We start from the raw sequence: 19,228 nt of genomic DNA, 5'->3' as shown, positions 1-19,228 counted from the left end.
GTATGATCCGCTCCCAGCGCTGGAAGGGCGCCGCCTTTACGGTGCCCTTCCAGCTCGGCTTCGTCTTCCTGTACCTGATTCCGATCGGTTACGCCGTCTACCAGTCGCTGTTCCTCGAGCAGCAGTCCGGACTCGGACTCGGCGGCGCGACGGAGAAGTTCGTCGGTCTGGACAACTACCAGCACGGCCTGACCGACTCGGCGTTCATGAACTCCGTCCTGCGGGTGTTCCTGTTCGCCTGCGTCCAGATCCCGGTGATGCTCCTCATCAGCCTGGTGCTCGCCCTGTTCCTGGACTCGCTCACCTCACGAGCGGCCGGCAGGTTCCGGATCCTGCTGCTGATCCCGTACATGATCCCCGGGGTGGTCGCCGCCATCGTCTGGATCAACCTCTACAGCCCCGACGTGGGCCCGCTGACGCCCCTGGGCAAGCTCTTCGGGCTCTCCTGGAACTTCTTCGCGCCCTCGATGGTCTGGCCGTCCATCGGCAACCTGCTCACCTGGCACGGCATCGGCTACAACATGGTGATCATCTACTCGGCGCTCCAAGGCGTGCCCCGCGACCTGTTCGAGGCCGCACGCCTCGACGGTGCCTCCGAGGTGCGCATCGCGCGGAGCATCAAGATCCCGTACGTCCGCGGAGCGCTGGTGCTGACCGGCCTGCTCTCCATCATCCAGATGCTGCAGATCTTCAACGAGCCCGCGCTGTTCCGGAATGTCACGCCGCAGACGGTCAACGACAGCTTCACCCCGATCATGGTCATCTACAACCAGGCGTTCAACGCCGGCAACTACCACTACGCCGCGGCCCTGTCGGTGCTGCTCGCCGTCATCCTCGGCGTCGCCTCCTTCCTCTTCTACCGGTTCACTTCGAAGGAGGTCGACTGATGATGCTGACGGAACATCGGAGCGAAAACAGCACCGAGCGGCCCCCCGCCCGCCCCGTCCGGCGGCTCACCCGCCCCGACGGCGCCTCCCGCGGGCGGGGCGGCCAGCGCTTCCTCCTGGTCGGTCTGATCCTGGCCGGCGCCTACAGCCTCTTTCCGGTGTGGTGGCTGATCGTCGCCGCCACCAAGGACCGCACCGGGCTGTACCAGAGCAACGGCCTGTGGTTCTCCGGCATGCACCTGTGGGAGAACCTGCATCAGCTCTTCACCTACGAGGACGGCATCTTCCTGCGCTGGACCGCCAACTCGTTCCTGTACGCGGGAGTCGGCTCCCTCGGCGGCACCCTCATCGCCCTCGCCACCGGATACGGCTTGGCCCGCTTCGAATTCCCCGGGCGCAATGCGGTGTTCGCCTGCGTCGTGGGCTCGTTCCTGATCCCGATCGCCCTGCTCACTCTCCCGCTGTACCTGCTGTTCTCGGAGATCGGACTGGTCGACACCCCCTGGGCCATGCTCATCCCGTGTCTGATCAACCCGTTCAGCGTGTACTTGGCCAAGGTCTACACCGAAGCCACGATCCCCTTCGAACTCCTGGAGGCGGCCCGCCTGGACGGCGCCGGAGAAGTGCGGATCTTCTTCAGCATCGTGCTGCGCATGATGACCACGGGCGGCGCCACCGTGTTCCTGCTCGCCTTCGTCAACACCTGGAACGCGTTCTTCCTCCCGCTGACCGTGCTGCGCGGCGAGGAGAACTGGACTCTCAACATCGGCCTGTACAACTGGACCGGCAAACGTCTGGAGTCCGGCGTCGACCTGACCAGTCTCGTCCTGACCGGCGCGCTGCTGTCCATCGTGCCGCTCGCCGTCATGATGACCGCGATGCGCCGCTACTGGCGGACGGGCGTCACCCTGGGAGCCCTCAAGTGACCGGGCCCCGAACCGTTGCGCACAACCCCGTCATCCGCGGCTTCGCCCCGGACCCCTCGCTGGTCCGGGTCGGCGAGTGGTACTACGTGGCCACCAGCTCGTTCGAGTGGTTCCCCACGATTCCTCTCCACCGGTCCCGGGACCTGGCCCACTGGGAGTACGCGGGACATGTGCGGGGCGCGGTGCCCGGGGACTCGCTGGCCGGGATCCCGGACTCCGGAGGCATCTGGGCACCGTCGCTGAGCTGGGACGGCGAACGGTTCTGGATCGTGTACTCGATCGTACGCTCGGTCGGCACCCCCTACTTCGACCTGGACACCTACGTCAGCACCTCCCCCGCTCTCGGCTTCTCCCCCACTCTCGGCTCCGCTCGAGCGGGGGGACCCCCATGCGCGGGGAGACCCTCGTCCGACGTGGGCGGGAAGTGGACCGCGCCGCGCCGGGTCGCCGGCCATGGCTTCGACCCCGCGCTGTTCCACCACGAGGGCCGCCTGTGGCTGCTGAACATGCAGAGCGACCACCGTCCCGGGGGCAGGCGCTTCGCCGGGATCGTCCTGACGGAACTCGACCGCGACACCCTGGCCACGGTCGGCGACACACATCTGCTGCTCCAGCACGAACGCCTCATCGAGGGGCCGAAGTTGCTGTGGCGGGACGGCTGGTACTACCTCGTCCTCGCGGAGGGCGGTACGGGATTCGAGCACGGAGTCCTGGTGGCGCGCAGCCGTGCCATGACCGGGCCGTACGAGCTCGATACCCGGCCCCTGCTGACTACGCGGGACGACCCTGAAGTGCCGTTGCAGAAGGCCGGGCACGCGGAACTCGTCGAGACGCGGGACGGCGAATGGTTCCTCAGTCATCTGACGGCCCGTCCGCTGCGGACCGCGCACGGCCCCCGTTGCCCGCTCGGCCGCGAGACGGCGATCCAGGCCGTGGTCTGGGATGCCGACGGCTGGCCCCGGCTGCGGCAGGGCGGGTGGCACCCCGCGGTCGAGGTCGACGTACCGACGCGCACCGAGACGTGGCCGTCACCGCCCGCCGCACAGGCCCAGGCGCAGTCACAGTCGCCCGCCGTGCAGGCCGAGACACAGCCACAGTCGCCCGCCGTACAGCCCGAGGCGCAGTCACCGCCGCACGCCCTGCAGGCCGAGGCGCTGTCCTGGCCGTGGAGCACACTGCGCGGCTACGCGGATCCCTCCTGGGCCGACACGACCACCCGCCCCGGCTGGATCCGGCTGCGCGGCCGTCAGGGCCCCGAGTCCCGGTGGGCCCAGAGCCTGCTGGCCCAGCGCATCACCGAGCACCGCGCAGAGGCCGAGGTCACGGTCGAGGCAGGGCCGCACACGTTCAGCCAGGCCGCCGGCCTGGTGCTCTGGTACAACACCGAGTCCTATCTCAGCCTCGACCTCACCTGGGCCGAGCCGGCGGGCGAACCGCAGCGCGGTCAGCAGTGGCAGGGCGCGGGCCGCACTGTGCTCAGCCTCCTGGAACGCGACGAGGAGGGCGCCCGGCAGGTGGCTGTTGTCGGCGTCGACGCGGCAGCCCCGGTCACCCTGGGCGTGACCGTCGACGGCGCCGAGGCGCAGTTCTGGTACCTCCGGGACGGGGCACGCACACTGCTCGGCCCGCCTCTCGACTTCAGCCGTCTCTCCGACGACTACGGATCCCGGCTGCGCTTCACCGGCGCGTTCGCCGGCATCCACGCCCATGACCTCGTCGAGGGCGCCTTCACCGCCGACTTCACCGGGTTCCGGTTGACTTGCACGCCCGAGTGACGCGGCGGTGCGCACAGCCCCCTGTTCGAAGTTTCGAAGGTTTCGGCCCGGAGCAGTCTGATGAATCCCTGCTTCTTCACGCCGAGTTGAGGTGGCTTTAATGTAGGAAGCGCTTGCTATGCGGCCCCTGTTTCCGCCGCGCGAGCGACGCTGTTCGAAAATTTCAGCGGCCCTCGGGACGGGGCCTGAGGGATGGAGCCGCGATGGTGCGTGGCGGGAGCGTGACGACCGGGCCGACGCTGGCGGTCGTCGCGCGTGAGGCCGGGGTGTCCGTGCCGACGGCGTCGAAGGTGGTCAACGGCCGGGAGGACGTGGCACCCGAGACCCGCAGAAGGGTCACCGAGGCACTCGACCGGCTCGGCTACGTGCGCAGACCCCGCTTCGAGGCGGCCAAGGCGCCGGGCCTGGTGGATCTCGTCGTGCACTCCCTGGAGAGCTCCTGGTCGGGCGCGGTGCTGCACGGTGTGGAGGGAGCCGCGCACGACGCGGGACTGGAGGTGGTGGTCTCGGCCGGGCTGACCCGGACCACGGGCGGCCGCCCCGAGCGCGGCTGGCTGGACAAACTCACCACCCGGGGCTCATCCGGAGTGCTCTTCAACCTGGCCGAGCTGACCCCGTCCCAGTACGCCTGGCTCGACCAGCACCGCATCCCCTTCGTGATGATCGACCCGGTCCACGAACCGCCGCCGGGCGTCATGTCGGTGGGCGCGGCGAACTGGCAGGGCGGCCTGCTGGCGACGGACCACCTGCTTTCCCTCGGCCACGAACGCATCGCCGTCATCGGCGGCTACCGCCGCAAGATATGCAGCAGCGCCCGGGTCGCCGGCTACCGCTCCGCCCTCGCGTCGGCCGGAGTCCGGCACCGCCCCGAGTACATCCGCTACGGCAGCTTCAACGAATCCGGCGCCCACCGCCGCATGCTGCAGCTCCTCGACCTCCCCGAACCGCCCACCGCCGTCTTCGTCTGCTCCGACAAGATGGCCCTCGGCGCCTACCAGGCCCTGGCCGACAGGAAGTTGCGCGTCCCGGACGACATCAGCGTGGTCGGCTTCGACGACCTCCCCGAGTCCCGCTGGGCCACCCCGGCCCTCACCACCGTGCGCCAGCCGCTCTCCGAGATGGCCGCGACCGCGCTGCGCCTGCTGGTACGGATGATGGCGGGCGACCAGCCGGAGGGCACGCGTACGGAGCTGTCGACGCGTCTGGTGGAGCGATCGAGCACGGGCCCGGTGCCGACCGCCTAGGAGGCGGCCGCCCAGGTGACGCCGCCGAGGAGGTGCGCCTCAAAGCCCCCTCAAGGACTCAGGGTTCACTCGGCAGCCGGGCGGAAGGCCGTGCAAAGTGCCGAACCGGGAGCGTGTCCGATTCGTTCAAGACCCACGGCCCGCGGCCTGCCTACGGTGACCGCATGACTCCACGATTCGATGTGATCGGCCTGGTCGTCTCCGACATGGCCGCCTCTCTCGCCTTCTACCGCCGTCTCGGGCTCGTCTTCCCCGAGGGCGCCGAGAATGAGCCGCACGTCGAGGCCGAGCTGCCCGGTGGGCTGCGGCTGGCGCTGGACACGGAGGACACCGTCCGGTCGTTCCACGCCGGGTGGCGGCCGCCGACCGGGGGCGGCCGGGTCTCCCTGGCCTTCCTGTGCGACACCCCGGCCGAGGTGGACACCATGTACGAGGACCTGGTCGGCGCCGGTCAACACGGCGAGCTCAAGCCGTGGGACGCCTTCTGGGGCATGCGGTACGCGGTCGTGCACGACCCGGACGGCAACGGGGTGGATCTGTTCGCGCGGCTACCGGTGACCGACTAGTTCGCCGAGCGTCGTCCCCGCCAATTCCCGTACGTCCCTGGCCAGATGGGCCTGGTCCGCGAACCCGGCCCGCACCGCCGTCTCCGCGAAGGGCACCCCGTCCCGCGCGAGGGCGAGCACCCGTTGCAGCCGCAGCACGCGGGCCAGTGTCTTCGGGCCGTACCCGAAAGCGGCCAGCGATCGCCGGTGCAACTGCCGTACGCCCAGACCGATTTCGTCCGCCGCGGTGGCGACCGGGCGGCCCGCGTCCAAGGCCGCCACCAGGTGCAGGAGCTGGGGATCAGGGGGCTCCGCGTCGGCCGCCCGTTCCAGTGCGACCTCTTCGAGCGCGTTCACGGGGTCGACGGCTGCGGCGATGTGCCCGGCGAGGCGCCGTACCTCCGAGCTGGGCCACAGCTCCGCCAAGTCGACGCGCTGGTCGCGGAGTTCGTGCGCGGGCACACCCAGGAGCGCCGGCGCCGTACCGGGGAAGAAACGCACGCCCGCCCAGCGGCTGGGCGCGCCTTCCGGGAGGTACGCATGGGTGTCGGGCCCGGCGACCAGGAGCCGTCCCTCGTTCCACAGCAGGTCCATGCAGCCGTCGGGCAGGACGGCTGCCACCGAGGAACCTGCTCCCGCCGAGGGAACGGACACCTCACGGGACCACACCACGGCGCCCGCCAGCCGGGACGCGCGTTCCACGTACACGTACGCCAGGCTACGCGGCCCGCGTCCGATGCTCCTGCGGGCTGACCCCGTACACCCGCTTGAAGGCGCTGGACAGCGCGAACGCCCTGCCGTAGCCGACGTGGCGGGCGATCGACTCGAGGGTGTCGTCCGTTTCGCGCAGGCGATCGGCGGCGAGGGCGAGGCGCCAGCCGGTCAGATACGTCATCGGGGGCTCGCCCACGAGCTCGCTGAAGCGGCGGGCCAGCGCGGCCCGCGAGACCCCGGCCTTGGCGGCGAGCGTCGCCACCGTCCAGGGGTGGGCCGGGTCGTCCTGCACGAGGCGCAGCACCCGGCCCACGACCGGGTCGGCGAGAGCCTGGTACCAGGCGGGCGCGGCCGCCTCCGGGCGCGAGAACCAGGCCCGCAGGGCCGCGATCATCAGCAGGTCGAGCAGCCGGTCCAGGACGACCTCCTGCCCGGGCTCGTCGCGCACCATCTCCTCGGCGAGGATCGGCGTCAGCGGGCACTCCCACTCGTCGGAGGTGAGGGAGAGCAACGGCGGCAGTGCGTCCAGCAGCCTGCCGTGGACCTCGCCCTGCATCATGTACGTCCCGATCAGCAGCACCGTGGAGCCGTCGAGCCGGTCGCCCCAGCTGCGCACGCCGAGGTCCCAGTGGCCCTTCAGGGAGCGCCCGTCCGGGTAGGTGCACTCGCCGCCCGGCAGGATCACCGCCTGGGGCGCGGTCCCGGGGTCGTCGGCGCAGGTGTACGGGTCCGGGCCGCGCGCGATGGCCAGGTCGCCGGCCCGCAGCCGTACCCGCTCTCCCCCGTCCGGCACGACCCACGCGTCACCGCGGACCACGAGCATGATCGTCAGGGGGGCGCGGTCCTCGATGCGCACGCACCAGGGCGGGTCGAAGCACGCACGGATCATGAAGGCGCCACGCGCGCGTGGGCCTTCCAGAAGGCCTGCGAGTGCGTCCATGGCGTCAGCGTAAACGCAGGCGGCGGAAGGCCGTAGACGTCCGCTTATGGGAATGAGCCGTTCAGCGATGGTCCCTGTGTCGCGCACGGCAGTTCACTGGCTGCATGACGGACAACACAGCACGTGAGCAGGACATGACGGTAGTGGTCACAGGGGCCTCGGGGCGTACCGGGCGCCGGGTCGCGGAGGCCGCGCGGGCGGCCGGTCTCACGGTGCGGGCCGCGTCCCGCGCCCAGGGCTTCGACTGGGACAACCCCACGACATGGGCGGACACCCTGCGGGGCGCCGACGCGGCGTATCTCGTCTGCCCCTCGGACGTCGGCTCCCCCAAGGCCGCCGTCGCGGTCGGCGGTGTCGGGCGGCGGGCGGTCGATCTCGGCGTACGGCGGCTCGTGCTGCTGTCCTCGCGGGGCGAGGAGCGGGCCCGGCCGACCGAGGAGGCGCTCAAGGCGTCGGGCGCGGACTGGACGATCGTACGGGCCTCGTGGTTCGCCCAGAATTTCAGTGAGGGGCCGCTGGTGGAGGGGCTGCGACACGGAGAGCTGGTGTTTCCTGGCGGTGAGGTGGGCGAGCCGTTCATCGACGTGCGGGACATCGCCGACGTCGTGGTGGCCGCGCTGACGACGGGCAACCGGTACGTCGGGCAGGAGCTCGCCATCTCGGGGCCCCGGCTGCTGACCTTCCGCGAGGCGGTCGCGGAGATCTCGAAGGCGACGGGCGGCGAGCTGACGTACACCCCTCTCACAGCGGGCGAGTACGGCAACAGCCTGGCCGGGTTCGGGGTGCCGCCCGAGGAGGTCGACTTCCTCGTCGAACTCTTCGAGAGCCTGCTCGACGGCCGCAATTCCTACCTCTCGGACGGCGTCCAGCAGATCCTGGGCCGCGAGCCGCGCGACTTCACGGACTTCGCCAGGGAGGCCGCGGCGGCCGGAGCCTGGAAAGCCTGAGGGCCAGTCGCCCGGAGCCGAAGGGCCTGAGGGCCTGAGGGCCTGAGGGCCACTCCCCCGGAGCCGGAAAGCCGGAGGGCTCACTCCCCCGGAGGCGGGACGTCCCCGTTCTTGTGCGGGTGGTGATGCGTGCTCTTCGCATGGGTCCGCAGCCGGGACGTCACGTCCTCCGGCGGCAGGAAGCGCGACCAGCGCTCCGGGAACTCGGAGGGCATGTCCGGGTCTTCGGGATCGGCGTCGTACGAGCGGTGCGCGGCGGCGCGGGCGACGTACTCGGCGGCCTGGGCCTCGCGCAGGCGTTCATTGGCGGCGCGGGCCGCGGCCGTGGCGGCGGCCGGCCAGACACGGTCGATGGCGGCGTTGACGGCGGCGCCGACCAGCACCGCGAAGGCGGACACACCGATCCACAGCAGGACGGCGACGGGCGCGGCGAGCGAACCGTAGATCGTGGGGCCCTCGACGGTGTTGGTCAGGTAGATGCGGAGCAGGAAGCTGCCGAGCACCCACATGGCGAGGGCGACGAGGGCGCCCGGCACGTCCTCGACCCACGGGGACCGCACCGGCACGGACACGTGGTAGAGCGTCGTGAGGAAGACGACCGAGAGGACGATGACGACGGGCCAGTACAGGACCTGCACGAGCGTCGCCGACCACGGCACGATGTTCACCACCGCGTCCGGGCCCGCCACCATCAGCGGCAGCGCGATCGAACCGATCATCAGCGCCACGATGAAGAGCAGGAACGACATGACACGGGTCTTCACGATCCCGCGGGTGCCGTCGAGGCCGTACATCACGGTGATGGTGTCGATGAAGACGTTCACCGCGCGCGAGCCCGACCACAGGGCGAACAGAAAGCCGAGGGAGATGACGTCGGGACGGCCGCCCTTCAGCACGTCGTGGAGGATCGGCTCGGCGATCTGGTGCACGCCCTTGTCGGACAGGACCGTGCGGGACGCCTCCAGGATGTTGTTCTCCAGGCTGGCGATCGAGTCGGCGCCGGTCCAGGCGTCCACGTAGCCGAGCAGTCCGATCATGCTCAGCAGCAGCGGCGGCACGGACAGGAGCGTGAAGAAGGCGGCCTCGGCCGCCAGCCCCAGGATCCGGTACTCCATGCACGAGTTGACGGTGTCCTTGAGCAGCAGCCAGGCGGTCCTGCGCTTCGACACGTTCCGGTACAGCGCGCGGGCGCGGTGAAAGCGGCCCGAGGGAGGCCGTTCAGGTGTTTCTTTTGCCTGGTGCACCTCCTTACCGTATCCGTATGGCAGCCAGCACCCACACCGTGACCAACCAGGCTCCGCCCCTGGTCGGATATGACGTCTTTGCCGCCGACCGGGCCCTCGTGGAGGCGGTCGAACGGCATCTCGATCCAGGGCTCCTCGACGAGGCGCGCGAGGAGCTGTCGGCACTCGGGCGCACGTCCGGGTCCGCGCAGGTACAGGAGTGGGGGAGGCTGGCCAACGAGAACCCGCCCAAGCTGCGCACCCACGACCGCTACGGCAACCGGATCGACGAGGTCGAGTTCCATCCCGCCTGGCACCGGCTGCTCGGCAAGGGCGTGTCGGCGGGGCTGACCGCTGCCTGGTCGCGCCCCGGCGGACACCTCAGGCGCGCGGCCGCCTTCGTGGTCTGGACGCAGGCCGAGGCGGGCAACGGCTGCCCGCTGTCGATGACCCACGCGGCGGTGCCCGCGCTGCGCACCGACCCGGCGCTCGCCGCCGAGTGGGAGCCGCGGCTGACGTCCACCATCTACGACGAGGGGCTGCGGCCCGCCTCCCAGAAGGCCGGTGTGCTCTTCGGGATGGGCATGACGGAGAAGCAGGGCGGCAGCGACGTACGGGCCAATACGACCGAGGCACGACCGCTCGCCGAGGACGGGACGTACGAGCTGGCGGGCCACAAGTGGTTCTGCTCGGCGCCGATGTCGGACGGCTTCCTCGTGCTCGCGCAGGCTCCCGGCGGGCTGACCTGCTTCCTCGTCCCGCGCGTATTGGAGGACGGCACGCGCAATGTCTTCCGCATCCAGCGGCTCAAGGACAAGCTCGGCAACAAGTCGAACGCCTCCAGCGAGGTCGAGTTCGACGGGACCTGGGCGCGCCGGGTCGGGGACGAGGGGCGCGGGGTGCGCACCATCATCGAGATGGTCGCGGCGACCCGCCTCGACTGTGTGCTCGGCTCGGCCTCGCTGATGCGGCAGGCCGTCGCGCAGGCCATCCACCACTGCACCTACCGCGAGGCGTTCGGCGGCAGGCTCATCGACAAGCCGCTGATGCGGAACGTACTGGCGGATCTGGCGCTGGAGTCCGAGGCCGCGACGACGCTGGCGCTGCGGCTCGCCGCCGCGTACGACGACGGCAGCGAGCAGGAGCGGGCGTTCCTGCGGCTCGCGGTGCCGGCCGCCAAGTACTGGGTCACCAAGCGGTGTACGCCGGTGGCGGTCGAGGCCCTGGAGTGCCTGGGCGGCAACGGGTACGTAGAGGAGTCCGGCATGCCCCGGCTGCTGCGCGAGTCGCCGCTCAACTCCGTCTGGGAGGGCGCGGGCAACGTACAGGCGCTGGATGTCCTGCGCGCGCTGCAGCGGGAGCCGGGTGCCCTCGACGCGTATCTGCGCGAGGTGGGACGAGCCCGGGGCGCCGACCACCGCCTCGACGGGGCGATCAAGAACCTGCTGGCCGAACTCGCCGACCTGGACGGCATCGAGGGCCGCGCCCGCCGTCTCGTCGAGCGCATCGCGCTGGTGCTCCAGGGGTCACTGCTCGTCCAGTACGCGCCCCCGGAGGTCGCCGACGCGTTCTGCGCGTCACGCCTGGGCGGCGACTGGGGCTCGGCCTTCGGCACCCTGCCGCACAGTCTGGATCTGGCCACGGTGGTGGAGCGGGCGCGGCCGGTGTCCTGAACCGCTCATACCCGCCGGGATACGGGGGTGGTGCTGCGCCGACACGGCACCACCCCCGCTCTCCGGCCCCGTTCAAGGAGCGCGGACGCCGCACGGGCGACGTCGTTGTCAGTTTCAAGGAACCTTGTGACCGTTGGCGAGAGTTGCAGACCGTTGCATTCGTTTGCGCTCCTTGTACGAACTCCCGGCGTCATGAGCCGAGAACAGGCACGATGTGTGGTGACGGCGGCGTCACAGCTCGTGCGCGGTACCGGTTTCGGGAGTGCCCTGTGAAGACCACATCGTTCAACCCCGCCCGTTTCGCTCCGCTGGACGCGTCCGAAACGGTCCGGCATCTCCGGGAGACCTGGGCCGCGACACTCGGGGACGGGCACTCCCCGAGCGCACCGCGCCCGGTCATCGGACAATCGTGGCAAAGAATGAAACGTTTCGGTATTCAACCCGAACAGGGCACGGACAGCGTGCGGTTGCAGACGGAGGAGCTCGAGCACCGCCGCACCTCGACCGCACTCGCCGACGTGATGCCGACCCTCAGCGGCGGTCTCGGTTCGGTCGCCGACGCGTCCCTGCAGATCATGGTGGTCACCGACCCGGAGGGCCGGGTGCTGTGGCGCGAGGGCAACGCGGGCGTGCTGCGCCGGGCCGACACCATCTGTCTGGAGGAGGGCGCCGCCTGGAGCGAGGACACCACGGGCACCAACGCGATCGGCACCGCGCTGAGCACCGGCAGCGCCGTCCAGGTGCACTCGGCCGAGCACTTCGTGCGCACCCTGCACGACTGGACCTGCGCCGCCGCCCCGGTGCACGACCCGCGTGACGGGCGGCTGCTGGGCATCATCGACGTGAGCGGACCCCAGAGCAGCTTCCATCCCTCCACGCTCGCCCTGGTCGACTCGGTGTCCCGGCTGGCCGAAAGCGAACTGCGGTACCGGCATCTGGCGGCCATCGAGCGGCTGCGCGCGGTGGCCGCGCCCCTCCTGTGCCGTCTGGGCGGCAAGGCACTGGTGGTGGACACGCACGGCTGGCTCGCCGCGGTCACCGGGATGCCGCCCGTCGACCGGGTCCCGCTGCCCGACTCCCTCGGGGCGGGCCGCGTCTGGCTGCCCTCCCTGGGAGCCTGCGTCGCCGAGCCGATGCCCGGCGGCTGGCTGCTGCGGGTCATCGAGGCCGACACCCCGGCGAGTGCGAGCCGTGTGGTGCTGGACCTCAGCGAGCCGCGGCGGCTGTGCGCGACCGTCTCGGGCGCGGCGGGCAGTTGGACGCAGGACCTGAGCCCCCGCCACGCCGAGCTGCTGTACGTGCTGGCCGTGCACCGGCAGGGGCGCAGCGCGGCCCAGCTCGCGGTCGACCTCTTCGACGACCCGACCCGCACGGTGACGGTCCGCGCCGAACTGTCCCGGGTACGGCGACGTCTCACGGGGCTTCTCGATCACCGGCCGTACCGCTTCCGTGAGGAGGTGGAGGTCGAGGTCCTGCTGCCGGACGATCCGCGCGATCTGCTGCCGCACTCGGCGGCGCCCGCGGTGCTGGGGGTGCGGGCGGGCGGGGCGACGGGAGAGGGGTAGGGACTCCCGGGTGCGCATGACAGGGGTAGGGGACTCCCGCGTGCGTATGACAAGGACGGGGGACTCCCGCGTGCGCATGAGGGACTTCATTCCCTGGGTGAGCGTGTCGAGGGCCGCGCGCAGGTGACGGACCGTCGTATGCGTATTTCGTGAGCGTCTTCCGGGGTCTTCGACCAGGCACGTGACTCTCTGCCGTAGCATCCCCTCACAGGCCACCCCACCCGTCTCTCCGTCAACGTCCTGAGCGTGAGAGGCAGTTGGCCTTCCCGGGAGGACGCATGAAGCACCGCGGCAGGCACCGTCGTCGCAGGCGGGGACAGGCGCTGCGCGCCACCCTGGCCGGAACCGCCCTCGCGCTCACCGCGGCCGCCACCCTGATCAGCACCTCCCAGGCCACGAGCAGCGGCAGTCCGGGCGCGCTGACCCGGCTCACCTCGGCGTCCGCGATCGGCGAGCTGCGCCTCCACGAGAACCTGGCCTCCCAGGACACGCTCGACACGCTCACCCGGCGCATGGGCGGAAACGTCGGCGTCGAGGGCGTCCTCGACAGTGCCGACCACGCGATGCGGAGCAGGTCCGACTGCTCGGCCTCTGAGCGGGCCGCGCTGCCGGTCGAGCCGAAGGCCACGCGCGCGTACTGCTGGGACAGCGGTGACGCGACGACCCGGCAGTGGCAGCCGCGGTCCGTCACCACCTCGGGCGACGCCGACGACGACGGGCAGTGGGGCGCACGCCGGGTCATCCTCGCGGGCTGGTCGCACAACGAACGGCAGGCCGCCGCGCCGACCCAGGACAACGGCCTGGCCCGGATCGCCTTCGTCGACGCGACCGACCCGAACGCCCTCACCTACCGCTGGGTCCTGCTCGTCGCCCCGCGCGACGGCGGCAAGGACTTCGCGGCGGTCCGCTCGGGCCTCGGCGGCATGGTCTGGTACCAGGACAAGCTGATCGTCACCGCCGCGAACGGCGCGGGCCTGCTCGTCTTCGACCTGCACCGCATCCTGAAGACCGACGTGGACAGCGGCGCCGTCGGCGAGGCGAGCGGCGGCTACTCGGCCGACGGCTACCAGTACGTGCTCCCGGCGATCGGCTCGTACGACGTGACCGGCGGCGCGTGTACGGCCGGCAGCGACAAGGCCGTCCCCTGTTTCGGCTCCCTCTCCCTCGACCGTACGACGGCGCCGGACAGCCTGGTGGCGACCGAGCCGTCCACGTCCGGCGGCGCGGACCGCACCCGTGTCTGGCGCTACACGTACAGCACCTCCGCCTACCGCACGGGTCTGCTCGCGGGTGACATCCACGGCCGCGTCGACGCGACGGAGGCGTACCGGAGCAAGGCCGTCGGACTGTCCGGCGTCCTCTCACACACGCGTCGGGGCGCGGACAAGGCCGACTGGTACGTCGGCCGCGCCCCGCACAGCCGTACCCAGCACGCCGCCCTGTGGCGCCAGACCGACAGCGGCGCCACGGCGGCCACCTGCACCGCGGACCAGTCGCACGCCTGCTGGGGCCTGGGCGCCACGTCCCTCTCCTACTGGCAGGAGACGGGCGAGCTGTGGACGCTGACGGGCGCGGCGGCGGATCGGGTGCTCTACGCGGTTCCGCTGTCGTCGGTCGACGGCTCGCTGGAGTAGACGCCCGCCTCGGGGCAGGCCCCGTTCTTGAGAGCGGGTCCGGTGGCAGGCCTGCCCGCGAAAGCGGTCCGCGGTCATTTTTGGAGGCGGACGCACCCCCATGGTTCCCTGGCCGGCATGAGCAACGTCACTGTGACCACCTGGTCCCTGGAGCAGACGGCCCCGACCGACCTGCTCCCCGCGAGCGCGCCCGACGGGGATTTCCGGATCGTGCGCTCCGAGGTCCCCTCGCCCGAGTTCAGCCGCTTCCTGTACGCGTCGGTCGGCGGGGACATCAGCTGGACCGACCGGCTCGGCTGGACGTACGCGCAGTGGCAGGAAGTCCTGGAGCGGCCGGCCGTGGAGACCTGGGTCGCGTACGACTGGGGGACGCCCGCGGGCTATGTCGAGCTCGACCCGCAGGACGACGGTGCCGTGGAGGTCATGTACTTCGGGCTCATCCCCGCCTTCCGGGGGCGCCGGATCGGCGGCCACCTCCTCTCCCACGGGGTCGCGCGGGCCTGGGACCTGGCCGAGCGCTGGCCGGAGCGGGCCGAGACCAAGCGGGTCTGGCTGCATACCTGCAGCCTGGACGGGGAGCACGCGATGGACAACTATCTGCGGCGCGGCTTCAAACTCTTCGACACCAAGGTCGAGGACGAACCGGACGTAGCCGCACCGGGCCCCTGGCCTGGAGCGCACACCGTCTGACCTGCCGGGACGCGGCCGGGGACCCGGACGTGTGACCGACGACACCCTTGTCTCACCATTCGGGACAAGGGTGTCCACATGATGGATGACGGTGGACTGGCCCGAGATCCGCGTGACACGCTTCCGTCATGTCTGGAACTGGAATTGCCTTGGTGAGTCGGCGGCACGTCGACCTCGGCCGCATGTCCAGCGCCATCTGTCCGGCGAGCTGACGCTGCGCCACAGGGCCTCCGGCCCGGGCAGCACCGCCGACCCCCTTTCTTTTGCGACCCTTGCGCAATGACGCGCCCATACTTCTGTATGCGCCCGTATGTGCAGGTCAGAGCCGCTGTCAGACTTGTCCCGCAGTCTCGAAGGACGTAACAACCATGGCCGCCACCCCGCAGAATCCCGCCGCCGCGCCCCGCCGCAAGGTGAGCCGTCACCGCGGCGAGGGTCAGTGGGCCGTGGGTCACTTCACCCCGCTCAACGGCAACGAACAGTTCAAGAAGGACGACGACGGTCTCAATGTGCGGACACGCATTGAGACGATCTACTCCAAGCGGGGCTTCGACTCGATCGACCCCAACGACCTTCGCGGCCGTATGCGCTGGTGGGGCCTGTACACCCAGCGCAAGCCCGGCATCGACGGCGGCAAGACCGCGATCCTGGAGCCGGAGGAGCTGGACGACAAGTACTTCATGCTCCGCGTCCGGATCGACGGCGGCCGGCTGACCACCGAGCAGCTGCGCGTCATCGGCGAGATCTCGCAGGAGTTCGCGCGCGGCACCGCCGACCTCACCGACCGGCAGAACGTGCAGTACCACTGGATCCGCATCGAGGACGTCCCCGAGATCTGGGACCGCCTGGAGGCCGTCGGCCTGTCCACGACCGAGGCCTGCGGTGACACGCCCCGTGTGATCCTCGGCTCGCCCGTCGCCGGCATCGCCGAGGACGAGATCATCGACGGCACCCCGGCGCTCGAAGAGATCCACCGCCGGATCATCGGCAACAAGGACTTCTCGAACCTGCCCCGCAAGTTCAAGTCCGCGATCTCCGGCTCGCCGCTGCTGGACGTGGCGCACGAGATCAACGACATCGCCTTCGTCGGCGTGAACCACCCCGAGCACGGCCCCGGCTTCGACCTCTGGGTCGGCGGCGGTCTCTCCACCAACCCGAAGATCGGCCAGCGCCTGAACGCCTGGGTCCCGCTGGACGAGGTCGCGGACGTCTACGAGGGCGTCATCTCGATCTTCCGCGACTACGGCTACCGGCGCCTTCGTACCCGCGCTCGCCTGAAGTTCCTGCTCGCCGACTGGGGTGTCGAGAAGTTCCGCCAGGTCCTGGAGGACGAGTACCTGCAGCGGAAACTCGTCGACGGCCCGGCCCCCGACCAGCCGGTGGCCCGCTGGCGCGACCACGTCGGTGTGCACCGGCAGCAGGACGGCCGCTACTACGTCGGCTTCGCGCCGCGCGTGGGCCGTGTGGACGGCGCGACGCTCACGAAGATCGCCGAGCTGGCCGAGGCGCACGGCTCGGGCCGCCTGCGCACCACCGCCGAGCAGAAGATGATCGTCCTCGACGTGGACGAGGCGCAGATCGACTCGCTCGTCGAGGGCCTGGAGGCGCTCGACCTGACCGTGCGGCCCTCCACCTTCCGGCGCGGCACGATGGCCTGCACCGGCATCGAGTACTGCAAGCTCGCGATCGTCGAGACCAAGGCGCGCGGTGCTTCCCTGATCGACGAACTCGAGCGCCGCCTCCCGGAGTTCGAAGAGCCGATCACCATCAACATCAACGGCTGCCCGAACGCCTGCGCCCGTATCCAGGTGGCGGACATCGGTCTCAAGGGCCAGCTGGTCCTCAACGACCAGGGCGAGCAGGTCGAGGGCTTCCAGGTGCACCTGGGCGGCGCGCTCGGCCTGGAGGCCGGTTTCGGCCGCAAGGTCCGTGGCCTGAAGGTCACTTCGGAGGAGCTGCCCGACTACGTCGAGCGTGTCCTCAAGCGCTTCCAGGAGGAGCGCGAGGACGGCGAGCGCTTCGCCACCTGGGCCACGCGCGCCAGCGAGGAGTCGCTCTCATGAGTGAGCGTGCCGCCCCCTTCTACTGCCCCTACTGCGGAGACGAGGACCTGCGACCCAGCGAGCAGGGTCACGGCGCATGGGAATGCGCGGCGTGCAATCGAGCCTTCCAGTTGAAGTTCCTCGGGCTGCTCGCCCGTGGGGTTCAGCGCAATGACGGTGGAGGGGACGAGATATGACGGCGATTCAGGAAGAGCGTACGGCCGAAGAGCTGAAGAGCCTCGCCGAGCAGGCGGGGCGCGACCTTGAGGACGCCTCCGCTCTGGAAATCCTTCAGTGGGCCGCCGGCACGTTCGGCAAGAACTTCTGCGTGACCTCCTCCATGGAGGACGCGGTGGTCGCCCACCTCGCGTCCCGCGCGTTCCCCGGCGTCGACGTGGTCTTCCTCGACACGGGTTACCACTTCCCGGAGACCATCGGCACCCGGGACGCGGTCGAGGCCGTGATGGACGTCAACGTCATCACGCTCACCCCGCGTCAGACGGTGGCCGAGCAGGACGCCGAGTACGGCCCCAAGCTGCACGACCGCGACCCGGACCTGTGCTGCGCGCTGCGCAAGGTCAAGCCCCTCGAGGAGGGGCTCACGAAGTACAGCGCCTGGGCCACGGGCCTGCGTCGCGACGAGTCCCCGACCCGGGCGAACACCCCGGTCGTCGGCTGGGACGAGAAGCGCCGCAAGGTCAAGATCTCGCCGATCGCCCGTTGGACGCAGGACGACGTCGACGCGTACGTCGCCGAGCACGGGGTCCTCACCAACCCGCTGCTGATGGACGGTTACGCCTCCGTCGGCTGCGCGCCCTGCACCCGCCAGGTCCTCGAGGGCGAGGACGCGCGCGCGGGCCGCTGGGCCGGACGCGCGAAGACCGAGTGCGGGCTGCACGGATGACTACGACCACTCAGATTTCCCAGGAGCAGCAAGTGACAACCGGAGCCACCATCTGGCTCACGGGTCTGCCGAGTGCCGGCAAGACCACCATCGCGTACGAGCTGGCAGGACGGCTGCGCGAGGAGGGCCACCGCGTCGAGGTGCTCGACGGCGACGAGATCCGCGAGTTCCTCTCGTCGGGCCTCGGCTTCTCCCGCGAGGACCGTGACACGAACGTGCAGCGGATCGGCTTCCTCGCCGAGCTGCTGGCGCGCAACGGCGTCAAGGCGCTCGTGCCGGTGATCGCGCCGTACGCGGACAGCCGTGAGGCGGTGCGGGGGCGCCACCAGACGGGCGGCACCGCGTACCTGGAGGTGCATGTGGCGACTCCGGTCGAGGTGTGCTCCGTGCGCGATGTGAAGGGGCTGTACGCCAAGCAGGCCGCGGGCGAGATCTCGGGGCTCACCGGCGTGGACGACCCCTACGAGGAGCCCGCGTCGCCCGATCTGCGCATCGAGTCGCACACCCAGTCCGTGCAGGAGTCCGCGGCCGCGCTGCATGCGCTGCTCGCCGAAAGGGGTCTCGCATGACGACCGCAGCCACTGTCTCCGAGACTGCTGACGATTCCGAGGGCGCCAGCAGCCCGTACGCGCTGTCGCACCTGGACGCGCTGGAGTCCGAGGCCGTCCACATCTTCCGTGAGGTCGCGGGCGAGTTCGAGCGGCCGGTGATCCTCTTCTCCGGCGGCAAGGACTCCATCGTCATGCTGCACCTCGCGCTGAAGGCGTTCGCCCCCGCGGCGATCCCCTTCACGCTGCTGCACGTCGACACCGGACACAACTTCCCCGAGGTCCTGGAGTACCGCGACCGTGTGGTCGCCGAACATGGGCTGCGCCTCCATGTGGCCTCCGTACAGGACTACATCGACCGCGGTGTCCTCAAGGAGCGCCCGGACGGCACCCGCAACCCGCTGCAGACCGTGCCGCTCACCGAGAAGATCCAGTCCGAGCGCTTCGACGCCGTCTTCGGCGGCGGACGCCGCGACGAGGAAAAGGCGCGGGCGAAGGAGCGCGTCTTCTCGCTGCGCGACGAGTTCTCCCAGTGGGACCCGCGCCGCCAGCGCCCCGAACTGTGGCAGCTCTACAACGGCCGCCACGCACCCGGCGAACACGTCCGCGTCTTCCCGCTCTCCAACTGGACCGAGCTGGACGTCTGGCAGTACATCGCCCGCGAAGACATCGAGCTGCCCGAGATCTACTTCGCGCACGAGCGTGAGGTCTTCATGCGATCCAACATGTGGCTGACCGCCGGTGAGTGGGGCGGCCCGAAGGACGGCGAAACCGTCGAGAAGCGGCTCGTCCGCTACCGCACCGTCGGTGACATGTCCTGCACCGGCGCCGTCGACTCCGACGCGACCACGCTGGACGCCGTGATCGCCGAGATCGCCGCCTCCCGCCTCACCGAGCGGGGCGCCACCCGCGCCGACGACAAGATGTCCGAGGCCGCGATGGAAGACCGCAAGCGCGAGGGGTACTTCTAG

Annotated in this window: 19 protein-coding genes; 16 read left to right on the top strand and 3 right to left on the bottom strand. The window is 70.5% G+C overall.

Annotated elements, in window-relative coordinates; translation table 11 throughout:
* The first annotated feature begins 2 nt into the window (after positions 1-2).
* From ACZ4WS_RS19060 to ACZ4WS_RS19040, 5 genes are all read left to right on the top strand, one after another.
* Positions 3-887: a carbohydrate ABC transporter permease gene (locus ACZ4WS_RS19060; protein WP_467981803.1), complete on the top strand. Its 885-nt coding sequence runs from the start codon at positions 3-5 to the stop codon at positions 885-887.
* Positions 887-1,813, top strand: a complete 927-nt coding sequence (locus ACZ4WS_RS19055) for a carbohydrate ABC transporter permease (protein WP_467981801.1) — start codon at positions 887-889, stop codon at positions 1,811-1,813. Before ACZ4WS_RS19060 ends, ACZ4WS_RS19055 begins: the two co-directional genes overlap by 1 nt.
* Positions 1,810-3,588 (top strand): glycoside hydrolase family 43 protein, encoded by a 1,779-nt coding sequence (locus tag ACZ4WS_RS19050; RefSeq protein ID WP_467981799.1) that lies wholly within the window; start codon positions 1,810-1,812, stop codon positions 3,586-3,588. The genes ACZ4WS_RS19055 and ACZ4WS_RS19050 overlap by 4 nt, the downstream gene beginning before the upstream one ends.
* Before the next feature lie 203 nt (positions 3,589-3,791).
* The gene (locus tag ACZ4WS_RS19045) at positions 3,792-4,832 is read left to right on the top strand and encodes a LacI family DNA-binding transcriptional regulator (protein ID WP_467981797.1); all 1,041 of its coding nucleotides are present in this window, start codon (positions 3,792-3,794) and stop codon (positions 4,830-4,832) included.
* A 164-nt stretch (positions 4,833-4,996) separates the two neighbouring features.
* A complete protein-coding gene (locus ACZ4WS_RS19040; protein WP_467981795.1) occupies positions 4,997-5,398 on the top strand; it encodes a VOC family protein in 402 nt (133 codons plus the stop codon).
* Here the strand turns inward: ACZ4WS_RS19040 and ACZ4WS_RS19035 are convergent.
* Positions 5,381-6,085 (bottom strand): helix-turn-helix domain-containing protein, encoded by a 705-nt coding sequence (locus ACZ4WS_RS19035; protein WP_467981793.1) that lies wholly within the window; start codon positions 6,083-6,085, stop codon positions 5,381-5,383. The genes ACZ4WS_RS19040 and ACZ4WS_RS19035 overlap by 18 nt on opposite strands.
* Before the next feature lie 10 nt (positions 6,086-6,095).
* Positions 6,096-7,031: an AraC family transcriptional regulator gene (locus ACZ4WS_RS19030; RefSeq protein WP_467981792.1), complete on the bottom strand. Its 936-nt coding sequence runs from the start codon at positions 7,029-7,031 to the stop codon at positions 6,096-6,098.
* A 104-nt stretch (positions 7,032-7,135) separates the two neighbouring features.
* On the opposite strand from ACZ4WS_RS19030, the gene ACZ4WS_RS19025 reads away from it, so the two are divergent.
* A complete protein-coding gene (locus tag ACZ4WS_RS19025; RefSeq protein WP_467981790.1) occupies positions 7,136-7,978 on the top strand; it encodes an NAD(P)H-binding protein in 843 nt (280 codons plus the stop codon).
* An 80-nt stretch (positions 7,979-8,058) separates the two neighbouring features.
* On the opposite strand, the gene ACZ4WS_RS19020 is transcribed toward ACZ4WS_RS19025, so the two are convergent.
* Entirely contained in the window at positions 8,059-9,222 is a 1,164-nt protein-coding gene (locus tag ACZ4WS_RS19020; RefSeq protein WP_467981789.1) for a YihY/virulence factor BrkB family protein, read from the bottom strand.
* 17 nt (positions 9,223-9,239) lie between these two features.
* Between ACZ4WS_RS19020 and ACZ4WS_RS19015 the strand changes: the two genes are divergently transcribed.
* From ACZ4WS_RS19015 to cysD, 10 genes are all read left to right on the top strand, one after another.
* A complete protein-coding gene (locus ACZ4WS_RS19015) occupies positions 9,240-10,874 on the top strand; it encodes an acyl-CoA dehydrogenase family protein (protein ID WP_467981787.1) in 1,635 nt (544 codons plus the stop codon).
* A gap of 419 nt (positions 10,875-11,293) precedes the next feature.
* Positions 11,294-12,439 (top strand): GAF domain-containing protein, encoded by a 1,146-nt coding sequence (locus ACZ4WS_RS19010; protein ID WP_467981785.1) that lies wholly within the window; start codon positions 11,294-11,296, stop codon positions 12,437-12,439.
* A 278-nt stretch (positions 12,440-12,717) separates the two neighbouring features.
* Complete coding sequence (locus ACZ4WS_RS19005) at positions 12,718-14,073, top strand: hypothetical protein (RefSeq protein ID WP_467981783.1); 1,356 nt, start codon at positions 12,718-12,720, stop codon at positions 14,071-14,073.
* A 117-nt stretch (positions 14,074-14,190) separates the two neighbouring features.
* Positions 14,191-14,763: a GNAT family N-acetyltransferase gene (locus tag ACZ4WS_RS19000; RefSeq protein WP_467981781.1), complete on the top strand. Its 573-nt coding sequence runs from the start codon at positions 14,191-14,193 to the stop codon at positions 14,761-14,763.
* A 128-nt stretch (positions 14,764-14,891) separates the two neighbouring features.
* Positions 14,892-14,975: a putative leader peptide gene (locus ACZ4WS_RS18995; protein WP_309486338.1), complete on the top strand. Its 84-nt coding sequence runs from the start codon at positions 14,892-14,894 to the stop codon at positions 14,973-14,975.
* Positions 14,976-15,131: 156 nt separating this feature from the next.
* Entirely contained in the window at positions 15,132-16,826 is a 1,695-nt protein-coding gene (locus ACZ4WS_RS18990; RefSeq protein ID WP_467981779.1) for a nitrite/sulfite reductase, read from the top strand.
* A complete protein-coding gene (locus ACZ4WS_RS18985) occupies positions 16,823-17,002 on the top strand; it encodes a hypothetical protein (protein WP_467981777.1) in 180 nt (59 codons plus the stop codon). Before ACZ4WS_RS18990 ends, ACZ4WS_RS18985 begins: the two co-directional genes overlap by 4 nt.
* Entirely contained in the window at positions 16,999-17,709 is a 711-nt protein-coding gene (locus tag ACZ4WS_RS18980) for a phosphoadenylyl-sulfate reductase (RefSeq protein WP_467981775.1), read from the top strand. The genes ACZ4WS_RS18985 and ACZ4WS_RS18980 overlap by 4 nt, the downstream gene beginning before the upstream one ends.
* The gene (gene cysC, locus ACZ4WS_RS18975) at positions 17,706-18,278 is read left to right on the top strand and encodes an adenylyl-sulfate kinase (protein WP_467981773.1); all 573 of its coding nucleotides are present in this window, start codon (positions 17,706-17,708) and stop codon (positions 18,276-18,278) included. The genes ACZ4WS_RS18980 and cysC overlap by 4 nt, the downstream gene beginning before the upstream one ends.
* Positions 18,275-19,228 carry a sulfate adenylyltransferase subunit CysD gene (gene cysD, locus ACZ4WS_RS18970; RefSeq protein ID WP_467981771.1) on the top strand — a complete coding sequence of 318 codons (954 nt, stop codon included), beginning with the start codon at positions 18,275-18,277 and terminating at the stop codon, positions 19,226-19,228. The genes cysC and cysD overlap by 4 nt, the downstream gene beginning before the upstream one ends.

The organism is Streptomyces sp. NPDC029292 (assembly GCF_055569295.1).
Note: the sequence above shows the minus strand (reverse complement) of the source record. Positions and strands in the feature narration are given on the sequence as shown.

Excerpts from the sequence above, each read along its gene's own strand:
- ACZ4WS_RS19060 (WP_467981803.1), top strand. The coding sequence starts at position 3 with ATGATCCGCTCCCAGCGCTGGAAGGGCGCCGCCTTTACGGTGCCCTTC.
- ACZ4WS_RS19055 (WP_467981801.1), top strand. The coding sequence starts at position 887 with ATGATGCTGACGGAACATCGGAGCGAAAACAGCACCGAGCGGCCCCCC.
- ACZ4WS_RS19045 (WP_467981797.1), top strand. The coding sequence starts at position 3,792 with ATGGTGCGTGGCGGGAGCGTGACGACCGGGCCGACGCTGGCGGTCGTC.
- ACZ4WS_RS19040 (WP_467981795.1), top strand. The coding sequence starts at position 4,997 with ATGACTCCACGATTCGATGTGATCGGCCTGGTCGTCTCCGACATGGCC.
- ACZ4WS_RS19030 (WP_467981792.1), bottom strand. The coding sequence starts at position 7,031 with ATGGACGCACTCGCAGGCCTTCTGGAAGGCCCACGCGCGCGTGGCGCC.
- ACZ4WS_RS19025 (WP_467981790.1), top strand. The coding sequence starts at position 7,136 with ATGACGGACAACACAGCACGTGAGCAGGACATGACGGTAGTGGTCACA.
- ACZ4WS_RS19015 (WP_467981787.1), top strand. The coding sequence starts at position 9,240 with ATGGCAGCCAGCACCCACACCGTGACCAACCAGGCTCCGCCCCTGGTC.
- ACZ4WS_RS19010 (WP_467981785.1), top strand. The coding sequence starts at position 11,294 with ATGAAACGTTTCGGTATTCAACCCGAACAGGGCACGGACAGCGTGCGG.
- ACZ4WS_RS19005 (WP_467981783.1), top strand. The coding sequence starts at position 12,718 with ATGAAGCACCGCGGCAGGCACCGTCGTCGCAGGCGGGGACAGGCGCTG.
- ACZ4WS_RS19000 (WP_467981781.1), top strand. The coding sequence starts at position 14,191 with ATGAGCAACGTCACTGTGACCACCTGGTCCCTGGAGCAGACGGCCCCG.
- ACZ4WS_RS18995 (WP_309486338.1), top strand. The coding sequence starts at position 14,892 with ATGTCTGGAACTGGAATTGCCTTGGTGAGTCGGCGGCACGTCGACCTC.
- ACZ4WS_RS18990 (WP_467981779.1), top strand. The coding sequence starts at position 15,132 with ATGGCCGCCACCCCGCAGAATCCCGCCGCCGCGCCCCGCCGCAAGGTG.
- ACZ4WS_RS18985 (WP_467981777.1), top strand. The coding sequence starts at position 16,823 with ATGAGTGAGCGTGCCGCCCCCTTCTACTGCCCCTACTGCGGAGACGAG.
- ACZ4WS_RS18980 (WP_467981775.1), top strand. The coding sequence starts at position 16,999 with ATGACGGCGATTCAGGAAGAGCGTACGGCCGAAGAGCTGAAGAGCCTC.
- cysC (WP_467981773.1), top strand. The coding sequence starts at position 17,706 with ATGACTACGACCACTCAGATTTCCCAGGAGCAGCAAGTGACAACCGGA.
- cysD (WP_467981771.1), top strand. The coding sequence starts at position 18,275 with ATGACGACCGCAGCCACTGTCTCCGAGACTGCTGACGATTCCGAGGGC.